The 15723-nt window shown below is 66.6% G+C and carries 17 protein-coding genes; 9 read left to right on the top strand and 8 right to left on the bottom strand.

What is annotated here, in order from left to right; genetic code table 11:
• Positions 1-187: 187 nt before the first annotated feature.
• Positions 188-2542 carry a penicillin-binding protein 1A gene (locus PIGHUM_RS06425; protein ID WP_124078559.1) on the top strand — a complete coding sequence of 785 codons (2355 nt, stop codon included), beginning with the start codon at positions 188-190 and terminating at the stop codon, positions 2540-2542.
• Between the two features lie 125 nt (positions 2543-2667).
• Here PIGHUM_RS06425 and cyaY read toward each other — a convergent pair whose 3' ends face one another.
• Entirely contained in the window at positions 2668-3012 is a 345-nt protein-coding gene (gene cyaY / locus PIGHUM_RS06420; protein ID WP_124078558.1) for an iron donor protein CyaY, read from the bottom strand.
• Between the two features lie 103 nt (positions 3013-3115).
• On the opposite strand from cyaY, the gene lptM reads away from it, so the two are divergent.
• From lptM to PIGHUM_RS06385, 7 genes are all read left to right on the top strand, one after another.
• A complete protein-coding gene (gene lptM, locus PIGHUM_RS06415; RefSeq protein WP_124078557.1) occupies positions 3116-3319 on the top strand; it encodes an LPS translocon maturation chaperone LptM in 204 nt (67 codons plus the stop codon).
• Positions 3316-4608, top strand: a complete 1293-nt coding sequence (gene lysA / locus PIGHUM_RS06410; RefSeq protein ID WP_124078556.1) for a diaminopimelate decarboxylase — start codon at positions 3316-3318, stop codon at positions 4606-4608. Before lptM ends, lysA begins: the two co-directional genes overlap by 4 nt.
• A 22-nt stretch (positions 4609-4630) precedes the next feature.
• On the top strand, positions 4631-5323 hold the full coding sequence (locus tag PIGHUM_RS06405) for a GntR family transcriptional regulator (RefSeq protein WP_124078555.1): 693 nt from the start codon (positions 4631-4633) through the stop codon (positions 5321-5323).
• 132 nt (positions 5324-5455) lie between these two features.
• Entirely contained in the window at positions 5456-6439 is a 984-nt protein-coding gene (locus PIGHUM_RS06400; RefSeq protein WP_124078554.1) for a D-2-hydroxyacid dehydrogenase, read from the top strand.
• Positions 6436-7635: a M24 family metallopeptidase gene (locus tag PIGHUM_RS06395; RefSeq protein ID WP_124078553.1), complete on the top strand. Its 1200-nt coding sequence runs from the start codon at positions 6436-6438 to the stop codon at positions 7633-7635. The genes PIGHUM_RS06400 and PIGHUM_RS06395 overlap by 4 nt, the downstream gene beginning before the upstream one ends.
• A gap of 73 nt (positions 7636-7708) precedes the next feature.
• Positions 7709-8737, top strand: a complete 1029-nt coding sequence (locus PIGHUM_RS06390; RefSeq protein WP_124078552.1) for a Bug family tripartite tricarboxylate transporter substrate binding protein — start codon at positions 7709-7711, stop codon at positions 8735-8737.
• 12 nt (positions 8738-8749) lie between these two features.
• Complete coding sequence (locus tag PIGHUM_RS06385) at positions 8750-9763, top strand: substrate-binding domain-containing protein (RefSeq protein WP_124078551.1); 1014 nt, start codon at positions 8750-8752, stop codon at positions 9761-9763.
• On the opposite strand, the gene PIGHUM_RS06380 is transcribed toward PIGHUM_RS06385, so the two are convergent.
• Complete coding sequence (locus PIGHUM_RS06380; RefSeq protein ID WP_124078577.1) at positions 9745-10506, bottom strand: ABC transporter permease; 762 nt, start codon at positions 10504-10506, stop codon at positions 9745-9747. The two genes, PIGHUM_RS06385 and PIGHUM_RS06380, sit on opposite strands and share 19 nt — an antisense overlap.
• Entirely contained in the window at positions 10506-11474 is a 969-nt protein-coding gene (locus tag PIGHUM_RS06375; protein ID WP_246012967.1) for an ABC transporter ATP-binding protein, read from the bottom strand. The genes PIGHUM_RS06380 and PIGHUM_RS06375 overlap by 1 nt, the downstream gene beginning before the upstream one ends.
• A gap of 206 nt (positions 11475-11680) precedes the next feature.
• On the opposite strand from PIGHUM_RS06375, the gene PIGHUM_RS06370 reads away from it, so the two are divergent.
• The gene (locus tag PIGHUM_RS06370) at positions 11681-12937 is read left to right on the top strand and encodes an NYN domain-containing protein (RefSeq protein ID WP_124078550.1); all 1257 of its coding nucleotides are present in this window, start codon (positions 11681-11683) and stop codon (positions 12935-12937) included.
• Positions 12938-13001: 64 nt separating this feature from the next.
• On the opposite strand, the gene PIGHUM_RS23870 is transcribed toward PIGHUM_RS06370, so the two are convergent.
• From PIGHUM_RS23870 to msrP, 5 genes are all read right to left on the bottom strand, one after another.
• Positions 13002-13169 carry a hypothetical protein gene (locus PIGHUM_RS23870; protein ID WP_160142183.1) on the bottom strand — a complete coding sequence of 56 codons (168 nt, stop codon included), beginning with the start codon at positions 13167-13169 and terminating at the stop codon, positions 13002-13004.
• Between the two features lie 149 nt (positions 13170-13318).
• Positions 13319-13489: a hypothetical protein gene (locus tag PIGHUM_RS23865; RefSeq protein ID WP_160142182.1), complete on the bottom strand. Its 171-nt coding sequence runs from the start codon at positions 13487-13489 to the stop codon at positions 13319-13321.
• Between the two features lie 180 nt (positions 13490-13669).
• Positions 13670-14017 (bottom strand): DUF4870 family protein, encoded by a 348-nt coding sequence (locus PIGHUM_RS06365; protein ID WP_124078549.1) that lies wholly within the window; start codon positions 14015-14017, stop codon positions 13670-13672.
• A 70-nt stretch (positions 14018-14087) separates the two neighbouring features.
• Positions 14088-14750 carry a protein-methionine-sulfoxide reductase heme-binding subunit MsrQ gene (locus tag PIGHUM_RS06360; protein WP_124078548.1) on the bottom strand — a complete coding sequence of 221 codons (663 nt, stop codon included), beginning with the start codon at positions 14748-14750 and terminating at the stop codon, positions 14088-14090.
• A gap of 3 nt (positions 14751-14753) precedes the next feature.
• The gene (gene msrP, locus PIGHUM_RS06355) at positions 14754-15722 is read right to left on the bottom strand and encodes a protein-methionine-sulfoxide reductase catalytic subunit MsrP (protein WP_124078547.1); all 969 of its coding nucleotides are present in this window, start codon (positions 15720-15722) and stop codon (positions 14754-14756) included.
• Between the last annotated feature and the right edge of the window lies 1 nt (position 15723).

Genomic DNA, 15723 nt, shown 5'->3' with positions numbered 1-15723 from the left:
GCCGAAGCCACGAAATATAGTTACAAGAGCCCATTATCCCGCAAGAGCGCCCCAGCCGAAAATCGCCGCCGGGACTTTTGCACATCATCTGTTACAGGAACCCCAGCCCGCCCGGCGGGTCTATAAGGCCGCTACCGCCCTATGTTCCTATAATGGGTCTCGTCCTCGCACGAGAAACAGCTTCCTCATGTCCCGTATCATCCTGAAGGTCCTCGGCATTCTCGCCGGCCTGGCCGCCTGCGGCATCCTGCTGGTCGGCCTGGCGCTGGCGCTGGCATACCCCAACCTGCCAGACCTCGACGCCCTGACCGACTACCATCCCAAGATGCCGCTGCGCGTCTACACCTCGGACAACACCCTGATCGGCGAGTTCGGCGAAGAGCGGCGCAACGTAGTGCGCATCCGCGACGTGCCCGACGTGCTGAAATCGGCGATCTTGTCCGCAGAAGACGACCGTTTCTACCAACATGGCGGCATCGACTGGACCGGCGCCGTCCGCGCCGCGCTCACCAACGTCGTCAACTTTTCCAAAAGCCAGGGCGCCAGCACGATCACCATGCAGGTGGCGCGCAACTTCTATCTGTCGTCCGAAAAGACCTGGACCCGCAAGCTCTACGAGATCCTGCTGACCTTCAAGATCGAGGCCAATCTCACCAAGGACCAGATCCTGGAGCTCTACATCAACCAGATCTACCTGGGCCAGCGCTCCTACGGTTTCGCGTCGGCGGCCCGGATCTACTACGGCAAGCCGCTGTCGGAGATCACCGCCGCCGAGGCGGCCATGCTCGCCGGGATCCCCAAGGCCCCCTCGCGCTACAACCCGGTGGTCAACCCGACCCGCGCCAAGCTGCGCCAGCAATACGTGCTGCAGCGCATGACCGGCCTGGGCTACCTGACCGAACCCGAGTACCGCGCCGCGCTCGACGAAAAGCTGAAGATCCGCCAATTGGGCGGCGAATTCGGCGTGCGCGCCGAGTACGTGGCCGAACTGGCCCGCCAACTGGTCTACGACATCTACAAGGAAGAGACCTATACGCGCGGCCTGAACGTCTACACCACGGTCAAGTCCGACATGCAGGACGCGGCCTACGGCGCCCTGCGCGACGGCGTGCTCGACTACGAGCGCCGCCATGGCTATCGCGGCCCGGAAGCCTTCGTCGACCTGCCCGCCGGCATCGACGGCGATGCCGAGAAGCTCAACGAGGCGGTGGACGACGCGCTCAACGACTACCCCGACAGCGACAACCTGATGGCCGCCGTGGTGCTGTCCGCCGAGCCCGCCAAGGTACGGGTGGCGCGCAGCTCGGGCGAGATCATCGAAATCTCCGGCAAGGGCCTCAAGTTCGCGCAGTCCGCGCTGTCGCCCAAGGCCCAGCCTTCGATGAAACTGCGCCGCGGCGCCGTCGTGCGCATCCTCAAGACCGGCAACGACTGGGAAATCCTGCAGATTCCCCAGGTCCAGGGCGCCTTCGTCTCCACTGATCCCCAGAACGGCGCGATCCGCGCCATGGTGGGCGGCTTCGACTTCCACAACGGCAAGTTCAACCGCGTGACGCAGGCCTGGCGCCAGCCGGGCTCCAGCTTCAAGCCCTTCATCTACGCGGCGTCGCTGGAGCGCGGACTGACTCCCGCCACCATCGTCTCGGACGACCCTTTCGTGCTGGAGGCTTCGGCCACAGGCTCGCAGCGCTGGGAACCGAAGAACTACGACGGCAAGAACGAACCGCCGATGACCATGCGCCAGGGCCTGGCCAAGTCCAAGAACCTGGTGTCGATCCGCATTCTGCAAAGCATCGGCCCGCAGTATGCGCAGGACTACATCACCCGCTTCGGCTTCGAGGCCGCCCGCCACCCGGCCTACCTGACCATGGCGCTGGGCGCCGGCTCGGTCACGCCGCTGCAGATGGCCGGCGCCTACTCGGTGTTCGCCAACGGCGGCTACCGCGTGACGCCCTACCTGATCGACAAGGTCACCGACAGTACCGGCCGCGTGCTGATGCAGGCCCGTCCCACCAAGGCCGGCGACGAATCGCTGCGCGCCATCGATGCCCGCACCGCCTTCATCGCCGACTCCATGCTGCGCGACGTGGTGCGCACCGGCACGGCGCGCGCCGCGCTGTCGCTCAAGCGTTCGGACGTGGGCGGCAAGACCGGCACGACCAACAACTCGGTGGATGCCTGGTTCGCGGGCTATACCCCCGGGCTGGTGGGCGTGGCCTGGCTGGGCTACGACCAGCCGCGCTCGCTGGGCACGCGCGAAACCGGCGGCGGCGCCGCCATGCCGATCTGGCTGAAGTTCATGCAGCAGGCGCTCAAGGACGTCCCGCAGCGCGAACAGCCCATGCCGCAAGGCATCGTCGTCAGCGACGGCGATTACTACTTCGCGGAATTCCCGCCGGGGCAGGCAGTGGCCAGCGTCGGCGTGCCCCAGCCCTCGGCCGATCCCATGTCCCGGCTCATCGACAGCCTGGGCAACCTGATCAACGGCAACGGCGGCAGCAACACGGGCGAAGGCGCGCGCCGCGAGAACTACCTGCCGTGACCGGAGCGGCCGGCGCCTCGGGAGTGGCGCCGTGCCCCAACCGCATGAAGGGACGCCGCCTGGCCCAGGGCGCCGCGGATCCGGCTCCGCCGGTCCGCCAGCGCCGCCCCCTGAGGGAGCGCGCGTCAGCGCGTAGGGGAGGGGACTTCCACTTCTATGGGCTGGCCCGATTGCTCGGAGCAAATACGCGACAAGGCCTGCGCCAGCTCCTCGCCGGAGCGGGTGTCGAGCCACTTGCCGTCCTTCAGGCGATAATGGAAGCCGCCGCTGCGCGCAGCGACCCACATTTCCTGCATGGGGGCTTGGCTGTTGACGACGGCCTGGCTGCCGTCCTCGAAGGTCAGGGTCAGCACGTTGCCATTGCGCGTGCCTTCGATATCGATGTCGCGCTGTTCGAACCAGACATCGGCCTGCTGCTCGATCGAATCCAGGATGTCCTGGGCCAGGGCAAGAAATTCGCTTTCGTTCATAATTTCGTCTATGTCCGACATGAAACCATCGCGCCGCGGGCGCGCCGCATGCCCAGACCTTGATCGGGTTGCTGATACCGCCATTGTAGCCAGCAAGCCCCGCATGGCGCGGCGGCTGGGCGCCGCCTGCGCGGCTGCCGCGCTCGCGCTGCTGGCGGGCTGCGGCAACAAAGGGCCGCTCTACCTGCCCAAGGCGCCGCCCCAGGCCACGCAGCCGGCCGCTCCGGCCCAAGCGGCGCCGGCACAGACCGGCGACGATGTTTCCCGCCGCAACGAATCCATCTCGCATACTCCCATTCCCCAATGAGCCTTTCCGCCTCCCTGCCCGTTCCGGTCGGCAGCCCCCATTTCGCCTACCGCGACGGCATCCTGCACGCCGAGGGCGTGTCCGTGGCCCAGTTGGCCGACCGGCTGGGCACGCCGCTCTACATCTATTCGCGCGCCGCGCTGCACGCCGCCTACGATGCCTACCGCCAGGGCATAGGCGAGCGCGACGTGCTGGTCTGCTACGGCATGAAGGCCAACTCCAATCTCGCCGTGCTGCGCGAGTTCGCCCGCATGGGCTCCGGCTTCGACATCGTCTCGGCCGGCGAGCTGCAGCGCGTGCTGGCCGTGGGCGGCGACCCCGGCAAAGTGGTGTTCTCGGGCGTGGGCAAGCAGGCCGCCGAGATGCGCCTGGCGCTCGAGGCGGGCGTGAAATGCTTCAACGTCGAATCCGTGGCCGAACTGCACCGCCTTTCCTCGGTCGCGCACGCCATGGGCAAGCGCGCGCCGGTGTCGCTGCGCGTCAACCCGGACGTGGATCCCAAGACCCATCCCTACATCTCCACCGGGCTCAAGGAAAACAAATTCGGCATCGCCATCGAGGAAGCTCCCGCCGCCTACCGCACGGCCGCCTCGCTGCCGGGCATACAGGTGGTCGGCGTGGACTGCCACATCGGTTCGCAGATTACCGAGACCGCGCCGTTCCTGGACGCGCTCGACAAGCTGCTGGACCTGCTCGACGTCCTGGCCGCGGACGGCATCCGCGTCGAGCACCTGGACCTGGGCGGCGGCCTGGGCATCCGCTACTCGGACGAAACCGCGCTGGCACCCAAGACGCTGCTGTCGCGCGTGTTCGAGCGCATCGATGCGCGCGGCTACGGCTCGCGCCAGATCGTGCTGGAGCCGGGCCGCTCGCTGGTCGGCAATGCCGGCCTGCTGGTGACGCGGGTGGAATACCTCAAGCCCACCGACGCCAAGAACTTCCTGATCGTCGACGCGGCCATGAACGACCTGATCCGGCCCACGCTGTACGAGGCCTACCACGGCGTGCTCGCGGTCCGGCCGCGCGCCGATGAAGCCGCCGCGCTCTACGACGTGGTCGGCCCGGTCTGCGAAAGCGGCGACTGGCTGGCCAAGGACCGCTCGCTGGCCGTGCGCGAAGGCGACTACCTGGCAATCGAATCCGCCGGCGCCTACGGCATGGTCATGGCCAGCAACTACAACACCCGGCCGCGCGCGGCCGAGGTCATGGTGGACGGCGGCAGCTACCACGTCGTGCGCGCGCGCGAAACGGTCGAGCAGCTGTTCGCGCTGGAATCCACGCTGGGCTGACGCCCGACCGAGACAGCCGCACATGTCCAGCCCCGTCCCGATTCCCCCTCCCGGCTACCCCACCGGCCTCGCGGATCAGAGCGCGCCCGCCGGCAAGACGGGCAGGATCCTGCAGATCCTGCAGGGGCGGTTCGCCAGCGGCCACTACCGCTTCGGCGAAAAACTCTCGGTGGTGGACCTGGCGCAGGAATTCGGCGTCAGCCGCCAGCCCATCATCACCTCGATGCGCGACCTGGCCGGCGACGGCTTCGTCATCATTACGCCGCAGGTCGGATGCGAAGCGGCGGCGCCCGATCGCGGCGAAATCCAGGATTTCTTCTCGGTCTTCGCCAAGATGGAAGGCCGCATGGCCGGCATGGCGGCCGAACGCCATGACGAAGCCGACCTGGCCCGGCTGCGCGCGGCTCAGGCCAGCTTCGAGCAGTCGCCCAGCGGCGGCGGCCACTGGAACCTGGACAACGTCAGCTATTTCCACAGCGTCATCCGGCACATGGCCAGGACGCCCGTGCTGGCCAATCGCATCGGCAAGTTCTGGCACATGGCCAACTACATCCTGCGCAACGGCCAGCGCGACTATTCCGAGCACATGCGCGCCATCGGCAACCGCGAGCGCGCCGGCATCGTCGCCGCCATCGCCGCGCGCGACGCCGCCGCGGCGGAGCAGGCGATGGAAGCCCACGTGCTGGGCAAGCCGCGCCGCGTAGGACTGCTCTAAAGCCGCCTCCGGCGGCCGCTCTTCCCCCCTCGCTTCTTCTCTTCGACCACGATGCTTCTGCTGATTCGCCTTGATTGACATACTAGAATCTTAGTTATAGAGTACGTCCAGTGCATCGCCCCGGAGTACGCAGTGAAACTGTTGATCGTGGACCATTACTTCAGCCGGCCTTACCACGAGGCCCTGGCTGCCGCCTTTCCGCAGGTGGAGATCGCCAGCGGACGCAATTTCGCCGCCATCGACGACGCGGCGCTGGCCGGCTGCGAAGCGGTCTTCGCCCTGGGCCACCTCTACACCAACGAACTGGTGGCCCGCATGCCGCGCCTGCGCTGGATACAGGCGCTCACCACCGGCACCGACGCCATCGTCGCGCTGGAAACGCTCCGGCCCCACGTGCTCGTCACCTCGGCCCGCGGCATCCACGCCCCGCAGATGTCCGAGATGGCCTTCATCCACATGCTGGCCCTGACGCATCAGTTGCCCCGCATGCTGCGCAACCAGGCGCAAGCCACCTGGGAACGCTGGCCGCAATCGCTGCTGTACCGCAAGCGCGCGGTCATCCTCGGCACGGGGATCATCGCCGAAGGCCTGGCCAGGCGGTGCAAGGCCTTCGACATGGAGGTCGTCGGCATCTCGGGCGCGCCGCGCGAAGTCCCGAACTTCGATCTCGTCCTGCCTCGCGCGCGCCTGCATGAAACCCTGGCGACGGCCGATTACGTCATCTGCCTGCTGCCGGCCGGCCCCGACACCGACGGCTCGATCGACGGCCGCTTCTTCGCGGCCATGAAGCCCGGCGCCTTCTTCGTCAACATGTCGCGCGGCAGCGTCGTCGATGAGGACGCGCTGCTCGCGGCGGTACGCCAGGAAACGATCGCCGGCGCCGGGCTGGACGCGTTCGCCACCGAACCCCTGCCCGCCGGCCATCCTTTCTGGCAGGAGCCGCGCATCCTGATCTCGCCCAAGCACGGCGGCACGACCGAAATCTACGTCGAGCAAGTCATGCCCATTCTTGAACACAACCTTCGGTGCTACCTCGACGGACGGCCGGGCGCCATGCGCAACGTCGTCCGGAGCGGCAGCGACCGGCCCCTGGTCCAACCCGCGGAAATCCAATGAGCGACAACAACTCCCGAGTCCTGCATCCCATCTCCACCGCCGAGCTCGAACGGCGCTGGCAGGCCGTGCGCCTTCAAATGGAAGCGCGCGGCATCGACGCGCTCGTCATGCAGAACGCCAACGACTGGCTCGGCGGCTACGTCAAATGGTTCACCGACCGCCCCGCCACCAACGCCTACCCGCGCGCCATCGTCTTCGCGCGCAGCGGCCACATGATTTCGGTCGAACAAGGGCCGACGGGCGGCGTGCGCCAGGTCGAGGCCGACGACCTGGCCGACCGCGGCGTCGAGCGCATCCTGTTCACGCCCAGCTACGCGTCCATCCACTACACCGGCCACTACGACGCCGACCTGGTGCTGGGCGAACTCAAGCGCGCCGGCTACAAGACCATAGGCATGGTGGGCACGGCCTGCATGTACCACGATTTCTGCGCCCATTTGCTGAAGTCGCTCGACGCGGCGGGCGTGAAAGTGGTGGACGCCACCGACATGGTGGACCACATCAAGGCCATCAAGAGTCCCGAGGAAATCGAGGCCATCCAGCGCATGGCGGCCATGCAGGACGAGGTGCTGCAAGCCCTCACGCGCCACATCCGGCCGGGCATGAAGGATTTCGAGATTTCCGCCTATGCGCAGTACGTGGGGCAATTGCACGGCAGCGAGCAAGGGCTGTTCATCGGCTCGTCCTCGCCCGCCGGCCGCGCCGCCATGTACAAGCCGCGCCACCTGCAGGGCCGCGAGATCCGCGAAGGCGATTCGTTCACCCTGCTGATCGAGAACAACGGCCCCGGCGGCTACTACGGCGAACTGGCGCGCACCTTCGTGCTGGGCAAGGCCTCGGAAGAGCTGAAGGACACCATAGCGCTGCTGGTCGAGGCGCAGCGCCATACGCTGGACCAGCTCAAACCGGGCGCGCTGCCCGCCGACATTCTGTCCGCGCACAATGCCTTCATGCGTTCGCGCGGCATGCGCGAGGAAACGCGCCTGTATTGCCACGGCCAAGGCTACGACATGGTCGAGCGCCCGCTGATCCGGGAAGACGAGACCATGCCCATCGCCGCCGGCATGAATATCGTGGCGCACCCCGGCCACGCCACGCCCAGCGTCTTCACCACCGTTTGCGACAACTACATCATCGGCCCCGACGGCCCGGGAGAGTGCCTGCACAAGACCCCCAAGACGATCATCGAAATCTGACCCGCGGCCGCGCGCCTCGCGCGGCGGCTTTGCCGCATTCACGCCCTGCCCTGCTTGATGATGGAGGCTTGCCATGTCCCGTACCGGATCGCCAGCAGTACCTCGCCCCACCTCTCTCGACCGGACCGTCCGCCTCGCCGCGGCGCCGGCCGCGGCCGCAGTTGCCGCCAGCCTGGCGCTGGCCTCGCCCGCCGCCTGGGCGCAACGCTATCCCGAACGCTCCGTCCAGATCGTCGTGCCCTATGCCCCCGGCGGCAGCGTGGACGTGATCGCGCGGGCGCTTGCGCAAAAGCTGACTGAACAGACCGGCCAGACCTTCTTCATCGACAACCGCGCCGGCGCGGGCGGCACGATAGGCGTGGGAGCGGTGGCGCGCGCCAAGCCCGACGGCTACACGCTGGTGCTGACCTCGCTGGGTGCCCTGACCGTCACCGTCCACCTGACCAAGGCCGGCTACGATCCGCTCAAGGACCTCGCGCCGATCTCGCTGATCGCCACCAGCGGCCTGGTGATCTCGGTCAAGAACGACTCGCCCATCCGGTCGATGCGCGACCTGATCGATGCCGCCAAGGCCAAGCCGGGCAGCATCAACTATTCCGTCACCGGCGTCGGCAGCCAGACGTTCCTCGCGGGCGAGCTGCTCAAGCGCTCCCAGGGGCTGGACATGACCTCGGTCCAGTACAAGGGAGGCGGCCCCGCCGCGGCGGCGGTCGCCGCCGGCGAGGTGCACGCCGGCATCACGGATTCGGGGCCGATACAGCCCCTGCTTCAATCCAACCGCGTGCGCGTACTGGCCGTGACCGGCGGCCAGCGCGCGTCGGCCATGCCCGACGTGCCGACCATGGAAGAAGCCGGCGTGCCGGGATTCCGCATCGACTCGGCCATGGCCTTGCTCGCGCCCGCCGGCACGCCGCCGGAGATCGTGCGCAAGCTCAATGCCGAGGTGGCGACCGCCCTCAAGTCGCCAGATCTGGTCGAGCGCATCCACACCGCCTCGCACGATCCGAAACCGAACACGCCCGAACAGATGCGCGACATGCTCAAGGAGGAGTTCGACCGCTGGGGCGCGCTGGTCCGTGAAGTCGGCGTCAAGCTCGAGTAGGCGGGAGCGGCCATGCCTACCCTCGACCTGACGCTGGCCGCCGGCCCCTACGACCGCCTGCAGGCCCTCTACGACGGCACGGTAGCCGTCGAGGGTGTGCGCATCGATGCGAACGTGCGGCAGCGCCCGGTCGACATCTTCAGTCCGATGATCGAACGCGGCGCCTTCGACATCGCCGAAATGTCGCTGACGCACTGCTACGCCCTGACCGCCCAGGGCCGCGCCAATTTCGTCACGCTGCCGGTCTTTCCGTCACGGATGTTCCGGCACGGATTCATTTTCGTGAATGCCAAAGCAGGCATCCGCACGCCGGCCGATCTCGCCGGCAAGCGGATCGGCGTCCAGGGCCACCAGATGACGGCGGCTGTCTGGATACGGGGCCTGCTGCGCGACGAGCACGGCGTCGACCTGGACGGGGTCGAATGGTATGAAGGCGGCGTCAATGAATACGGGGTGGCGGGCGGCGACATCATGGAGCTGCGGCCCAGCCGGCCGCTGCGCGCGCAGCGCATCCCCGCCACCACCTGCCTGAGCGACCTGCTCGCCCAGGGCGGGATCGACGCGCTGGTGGGCGCCTTCATCCCGAAATCCTACGGCCGGCACGGCGACGTGCAGCGGCTGTTCCCCGATTACCGGACCCGCGAAGCCGGGTATTTCTCCCGCACGGGCATTTTTCCCATCATGCACGCACTGGTCCTGCGGCGCGACGTGCACGAGGCGCATCCCTGGCTGGCGCCGGCGCTGGTGCAGGCCTGCGATCAGGCCAAGGCCGCCGCCTGGCAGCGGCTGCGCTTCAGCGGCGCGCTGTCGGCCATGCTGCCGTGGCTGATGGACCACGTGGAGGAAACCGTGGCGGCGCTGGGGCCCGATCCCTGGCCCTATGGCATCGAAGCCAACCGGCCCACGCTGGACGCGTTCTCCGCCATGCTGCACGACGACGGCTACCTGGAGCGGCCGATGAGCTGGGACGAGGTATTCGTACCGGCGCGCGCAAGCGCGCAGGGGGATCAGGATTTCAGCTTATAGCCGGTGCGGAACATCCAGGCCACCACGCCGAGACACAGCAGCAGGAACGCCAGCGTCATGCCCAGGCTCACCGCCACGTTCACGTCCGCTTCGCCGTAGAAGCTCCAGCGGAAGCCGCTGATCAGGTAGACCACCGGGTTGGCCAGGGTGATCTTCTGCCACAGCGGCGGCAGCATGCTGATGGAATAGAAGGCGCCGCCCAGGAAGGTCAGCGGCATCACCACCATCAACGGGACGATCTGCAGTTTCTGGAAATCGTCGGCCCATAGGCCGATGATGAAGCCGAACAGGCTGAACGTGACGGCGGTCAGCACCAGAAAGCCGATCATCCAGAACGGATGGGCGATGTGGTACGGCACGAACAGGCGCGCCGTGACCAGGATCAGGATGCCCAGCAGCACCGATTTGGATGCCGCCGCGCCCACGTAGCCGACCACCGCCTCCAGCGGCGACACCGGCGCCGACAGCAGCTCGTAGATCGTGCCGGTCCACTTGGGCATGTAGATGCCGAACGAGGCGTTGGAGATGCTCTCGTTGAGCAGCGACATCATCACCAGTCCGGGGACGATGAAGGCGCCATAGCTGACGCTGCCGACCTCGCCCATGCGCGAGCCGATGGCGGTGCCGAACACGATGAAGTACAGCGAGGTGGACAGCACCGGCGAGGCGATGCTCTGCATCAGCGTACGAAAGGCCCGTGCCATCTCGAAGCGGTAGATGGCGCGTATCGCGTAGAAATTGATCATGCCTGCTCCCGCACCAGGTTCACGAAGATGTCTTCCAGGGAACTCTCGCTGGCCTCGATGTCCTGGACCTCTATGCCCTGTCCGATCAGGTCGCGCATCAGCGGCGCGATGCCCTCGGCCTCGCCGCTTTTGTCGAAGACGTGGACCAGGGTGCGGCCCTGGTCGGCCAGCTCCAGGTCGTAGCGGGCCAGCGCGGACGGCAGGGACGCCAGCGGCTGGCGCAGCCGCAGCACGAGCTGCTTCTTGCCGAGCTTGCGCATCAGCGCGCGCTTTTCCTCGACCAGCATCAGCTCGCCCTTGTTGATGACGCCGATGCGGTCGGCCATGTCCTCGGCCTCCTCGATGTAGTGCGTGGTCAGGATGATGGTCATGCCTTCGTCGCGCAGCCGGCGCACCATCTTCCACATGTCGCGCCGCAGCTCGACGTCCACGCCGGCGGTGGGCTCGTCCAGGAACAGGACGGTGGGTTCGTGGGCCAGCGCCTTGGCGATCAGCACGCGGCGCTTCATGCCGCCGGACAGCGTCATGATCCGCGATTTGCGCTTGTCCCACAGCGACAGTTCGCGCAGCACGCGCTCCAGGTAGGCCGGATCGGCGGGGCGGCCGAACAATCCGCGGCTGAAGTTCACGGTCGCCCAGACCGTCTCGAAAGCATCGGTGGACAATTCCTGCGGCACCAGGCCGATGCTGCTGCGCGCGGCGCGGTAGTCGGCCACGATGTCGTGGCCGTCCACGCGCACGCTGCCGGCGCTGGCGCGCGCCAGTCCGCAGACGATGCTGATGAGCGTGGTCTTGCCGGCGCCGTTCGGGCCGAGCAGCGCGAAGATCTCGCCACGGCGGATCTCCAGGTCCACGCCCTTGAGGGCCTGGAAACCGTTGGCATAAGTCTTGGCCAACCCGCGGATCTCGACTGCGGAAGCGGATGGCGGGCTGGCGATCGTGGGCATGTGCGAAACAGATGGCATGTCGGAATCCGGCAGTGGAGCCGGGAAGTGGATGGCGTCTCGGAAAAGGCGGGCGACGCGCCCGTCGAGCAGACACGCGTCGCCGTTGCCGCATCCAGTTTATCGGACGGCGCCCCGCCGCGTGCGGCGAACCCCGGCCGAAACCGCTATCATCGGCGCTCTACGGCCGGCAATCCGCCGGCCATGGCACCATCCGGAGCACCACCATGATCACCACCCACGACAACGTCAGCATGGCACTGTTCTGCGACTTCGAAAACGTTGCCCTGGGGGTGCGCGACGCCAAATACGAGCGCTTCGACATCAAGCTGGTCCTGGAGCGCCTGCTGCTCAAGGGCAGCATCGTGGTCAAGAAGGCCTATTGCGACTGGGAGCGCTACAAGGGTTTCAAGGCGACCATGCACGAAGCCAACTTCGAGCTGATCGACATTCCCCACGTACGCCAATCCGGCAAGAACTCGGCCGACATCCGGCTGGTGGTCGATGCGCTCGACCTCTGCTATACCAAGTCGCACGTCAACACCTTCGTCATCATCAGCGGCGATTCGGACTTCTCGCCGCTGGTCTCCAAGCTGCGCGAGAACGCCAAGCAGGTGATCGGCCTGGGCGTCAAGCAATCGACCTCCGACCTTTTGATCGCCAACTGCGACGAATTCATTTTCTACGACGACCTGGTCCGCGAGACCCAGCAGGCCGCCAAGCGCGATGCGCGCGCTGGCCACGCCGGACGCCGTCCCCAGGAAGAAGACAAGGGTCGCAAGGAAGAACTGGAATCGCGCCGCGACAAGGGCATCGCGCTTGCGGTGGAAACCTTCGACGCGCTGGTGGCCGAACGCGGCGACACCGGCAAGATCTGGGCCTCCGTGCTCAAGGAGGCCATCAAGCGCCGGCGCCCCGATTTCAACGAAAGCTATTTCGGCTTCCGCGCCTTCGGCAACCTGCTCGAGGCGGCCCAGGCCCGCGGCCTGCTGGAATTCGGACGCGACGACAAATCGGGAGCCTACGTGTATCGGGGCAATGGCACCGCAGAGCCTCCGGCGGTGGAAGCGGCAGTGCCGAAGCACTCGATCCCTGCCGCAGAAGTCGCGGAAGCGGCGCCCTTGCCCACGGGACCAGCCGCGGAGGAGGCCACGGCCCAGCCGGAACGCCGGGGCGGCACGCGCGCGCCACGCAAATCGGCATCGCGGCGGGCTTCGCCGGCCAAGGCGGTGAAGAGCGGCAACGCCGACGAAACCGGTCGATCCGCAGAACCCGCGGAAGCACCCTCCCGGGAGCCCATCGACGTGGAACACCGCCCGTCGGCCGAGCAGGCGGCGGTACCTTCTGCGAACGAGACCGTTTTGGAAACGGCGCAGTCCCTCAAGAAGACAGGAGACAAGCCTGCCAAGAAAACGGCAGCCCGTAAGTCAACTGCCCGGCACAGCCGTCCGCGCAAGGCGAGCTCTGCATCCCAAGCGGAATAAGGACGCGGAGCCATGGGGACAATGCCGGGAGGGCTGGGCCTGGCGGCATACCTTCCTTGAAAAATCAGCTTCCGAAGAGGATCCCATCGTCGATGATTTGCAACTCCAGCAGGGTCATGTCTTTCAACGTCCCCATCCGGATCAGGCCCGGCGCGCAATAGGCTTGCTTGCCCCCATCTTCTTCGATGCGAGGGCTACCCTCCACGTATTGCGAAAACTCGATCTTGTTCATGTCTCCCCCTTCGATTCAGGACAAAAAACCGCAGCACGGCCGTGCATGGGCTCCCACGAAGGCCGAGTATAAAAGGCTTTTGCGCCACCCAGGCAAGAATGACGAGCAGACAAGGACGAGCTGCTGCCGCAGAGGCGCAGCTGCGAGAATCAGCTTGCCGAGCTGGACCCATCCGGGCCGGGGCCCAGATTGAAGTGGGTCATGTCTTTCAACGTCCCCATCCGAACCAGGCCAGGCGCGCAATAGGCCTGCTTGCCCGCATCGTCTTCTTCGATGCGAGGGCTTCCCCCCACGTGTTGCGAAAATTCGGTCTTGCTCATATCGACTCCTTCGATTCAAAACACAAAGCCGCAGCACAGCCCTTCATGGGCTGCTACGAAAGCCGAGTATAAAAGGCTTTTTGCATCACCCACAGAGGGCACGAGACGCAGTAGCGGCCAGGGTGCGCGATTCAATCCCAAATACCGATACTCTCAGCCATGGCGTCGAACGCCTCTGCGTCAAGCGGCGTACATTTCCTTGCCATCGTTCAGGTTCAGCCAGCCGCGCACGACCCGGTAGATGAACCACACATAGCCGGCGCACCAGACGATCCAGCCGACGAACAGCCACATCGTGACCCAGCCGATCACCGCCCACAAGAGCGCAAACCAGAAAGTACGTATCTGCCAGCGGAAATGGCCGGCGACCCAGGTGCCGGCGACGTCGTCGCGCTTGATGTAGTTGATGATGATGGCGGCGATGCCGCTGATGCCGATCAGCAGCGACAGCGCCTGCAGCGCATAGACGACCGTGGCGAGGTTCTTGGCGGATTGCAGCTTGCTGGAGTCGACCTCGACTTCGTTCATGAGGCACCTTTTGTTGTCGTATCGGAAACACCGGAGCCCAGGCCAACGGCGCGATCGCGGCAGGCGCCCTTCAGTTCCTGCGCCGCCGCCAGCGCACCAGCCGCCAGCCCATCAACCCCGCGAATACGACAGTGTAGATAAAGACCTCGAAAAAATCATGCTTGCCGGCCTTCTGCCACCAGTAGTGCAGCAAGGCCAGCATGCCGACGGCATAGACCAGGCGGTGCAGCGCCTGCCAGCGCGGCCCCAGCCGGCGCATCCAGCCGCGCGTGGAAGTCGCGGCCAGCACCAGCAGCCCGAGCAGCGCGGCGAACCCGGCGGTGATGAAGGGGCGGCGCGCCACGTCGCGCAGCATGGCGGTCAGGTCGAACCATTGGTCCCACCAGACATAGGTGGTGAAATGCAGGCAGGCGTAGAAGAACGCGAACAGCCCGCACATGCGGCGCACGCGCAGCAGCGCGGGTTGGGCCAGCCAGACGCGCAGCGGACTGACGGACAGCGTCGCCAGCAGCGCCACCAGGGTCCAGGTCCCGCTCGAGCGCGTCAGAAACTCGACCGGGTTGGCGGTCAGCCCGTCGTTGGCGGCGAGCCAGATCCAGCGCGCCAGCGGCAGCAGCCCGACGATGAACAGCAGGATCTTGAATCGCGCCACGGGCATGCCGAACAGGCGCGGCTCGGCAGGCGTTCCCTTGGGGCGCACGGGCCGGGCCGGCGGGGCGAAGGGCGCGGCCATCGCTCAGTAGTTGCGCGCCAGGTCCATGCCGCGATAGAGGCTGGCGACCTGGTCGGCATAGCCATTGAACATCAGGGTCTTGCGCTTGGGCGAGAACAAGCCGTCCTCGCCGATGCGGCGCTCAGTGGCCTGGCTCCAGCGCGGATGCGGCACGTCGGGGTTCACGTTGGCGTAGAAGCCGTACTCCTGCGGCGCGGAACGCACCCAGCTGGTCTCCGGCATGCGCTCGACCAGACGTATCTTCACCAGCGATTTGCCCGACTTGAAACCGTACTTCCAAGGCACCACTACCCGCACCGGCGCGCCGTTCTGGTTGGGCAGGGTTTCGCCATAGACACCGAAAGTCAGCAGCGTGAGCGGGTGCATGGCCTCGTCCATGCGCAGGCCTTCGACGTAGGGCCAGTCCAGCACCCCGGTGCGCAGGCCCGGCATGGTGTCGGGCTGAACTGCGGTCACGAACTGGACGAACTTCGCATTCCCGGTGGGCTCGGCCTTGCGGATCAGGGCGGACAGCGCATAGCCCGTCCAGGGAATCACCATGGACCAGCCCTCGACGCAGCGCAGGCGGTAGACGCGCTCCTCCAGCGGCGCCAGCTTGCGCAGGTCGTCCACCGACAGGCGCAGCGGCTTCCCGACCTCGCCCTCGATCTCCACCGTCCAGGGCGACGTACGGAACCGGCCGGCGCGGCTGAACGGATCGCTTTTGTCGGTGCCGAATTCGTAGAAATTGTTGTAGGTGGTGACGTCCTTGCGCGAGGTGGGCTTGTCCATCACCACGAAGGCGGGATTGCGCGTAGCCGGCAGCTTGGCGCCCGCGGCGGCCTGCGCGAACGCCTGCCGCCCGCTCCACCCCGCCAGCCCCAGCGCCGAAGCCCCGAGCCCGGCCTGCAGCATCAGCCGGCGGCGGTCGCGGTAGACCGCCTCGGGCGTAATTTCGGAAGGCAGTATGCCGGACGACCTGCGTATCAACATG

The sequence above is a fragment of the Pigmentiphaga humi genome (assembly GCF_900606115.1).
Lineage (GTDB): Bacteria > Pseudomonadota > Gammaproteobacteria > Burkholderiales > Burkholderiaceae_B > Pigmentiphaga > Pigmentiphaga humi.
This window is presented reverse-complemented; position numbering and strand designations above follow the sequence as displayed.

Bases quoted from the DNA above. Each gene is read 5' to 3' on its own strand.
- PIGHUM_RS06425 (WP_124078559.1), top strand. From the start codon at position 188: ATGTCCCGTATCATCCTGAAGGTCCTCGGCATTCTCGCCGGCCTGGCC.
- cyaY (WP_124078558.1), bottom strand. From the start codon at position 3,012: ATGAACGAAAGCGAATTTCTTGCCCTGGCCCAGGACATCCTGGATTCG.
- lptM (WP_124078557.1), top strand. From the start codon at position 3,116: ATGGCGCGGCGGCTGGGCGCCGCCTGCGCGGCTGCCGCGCTCGCGCTG.
- lysA (WP_124078556.1), top strand. From the start codon at position 3,316: ATGAGCCTTTCCGCCTCCCTGCCCGTTCCGGTCGGCAGCCCCCATTTC.
- PIGHUM_RS06405 (WP_124078555.1), top strand. From the start codon at position 4,631: ATGTCCAGCCCCGTCCCGATTCCCCCTCCCGGCTACCCCACCGGCCTC.
- PIGHUM_RS06395 (WP_124078553.1), top strand. From the start codon at position 6,436: ATGAGCGACAACAACTCCCGAGTCCTGCATCCCATCTCCACCGCCGAG.
- PIGHUM_RS06390 (WP_124078552.1), top strand. From the start codon at position 7,709: ATGTCCCGTACCGGATCGCCAGCAGTACCTCGCCCCACCTCTCTCGAC.
- PIGHUM_RS06385 (WP_124078551.1), top strand. From the start codon at position 8,750: ATGCCTACCCTCGACCTGACGCTGGCCGCCGGCCCCTACGACCGCCTG.
- PIGHUM_RS06375 (WP_246012967.1), bottom strand. From the start codon at position 11,474: ATGCCATCTGTTTCGCACATGCCCACGATCGCCAGCCCGCCATCCGCT.
- PIGHUM_RS06370 (WP_124078550.1), top strand. From the start codon at position 11,681: ATGATCACCACCCACGACAACGTCAGCATGGCACTGTTCTGCGACTTC.
- PIGHUM_RS23870 (WP_160142183.1), bottom strand. From the start codon at position 13,169: ATGAACAAGATCGAGTTTTCGCAATACGTGGAGGGTAGCCCTCGCATC.
- PIGHUM_RS23865 (WP_160142182.1), bottom strand. From the start codon at position 13,489: ATGAGCAAGACCGAATTTTCGCAACACGTGGGGGGAAGCCCTCGCATC.
- PIGHUM_RS06365 (WP_124078549.1), bottom strand. From the start codon at position 14,017: ATGAACGAAGTCGAGGTCGACTCCAGCAAGCTGCAATCCGCCAAGAAC.
- PIGHUM_RS06360 (WP_124078548.1), bottom strand. From the start codon at position 14,750: ATGGCCGCGCCCTTCGCCCCGCCGGCCCGGCCCGTGCGCCCCAAGGGA.
- msrP (WP_124078547.1), bottom strand. From the start codon at position 15,722: ATGTTGATACGCAGGTCGTCCGGCATACTGCCTTCCGAAATTACGCCC.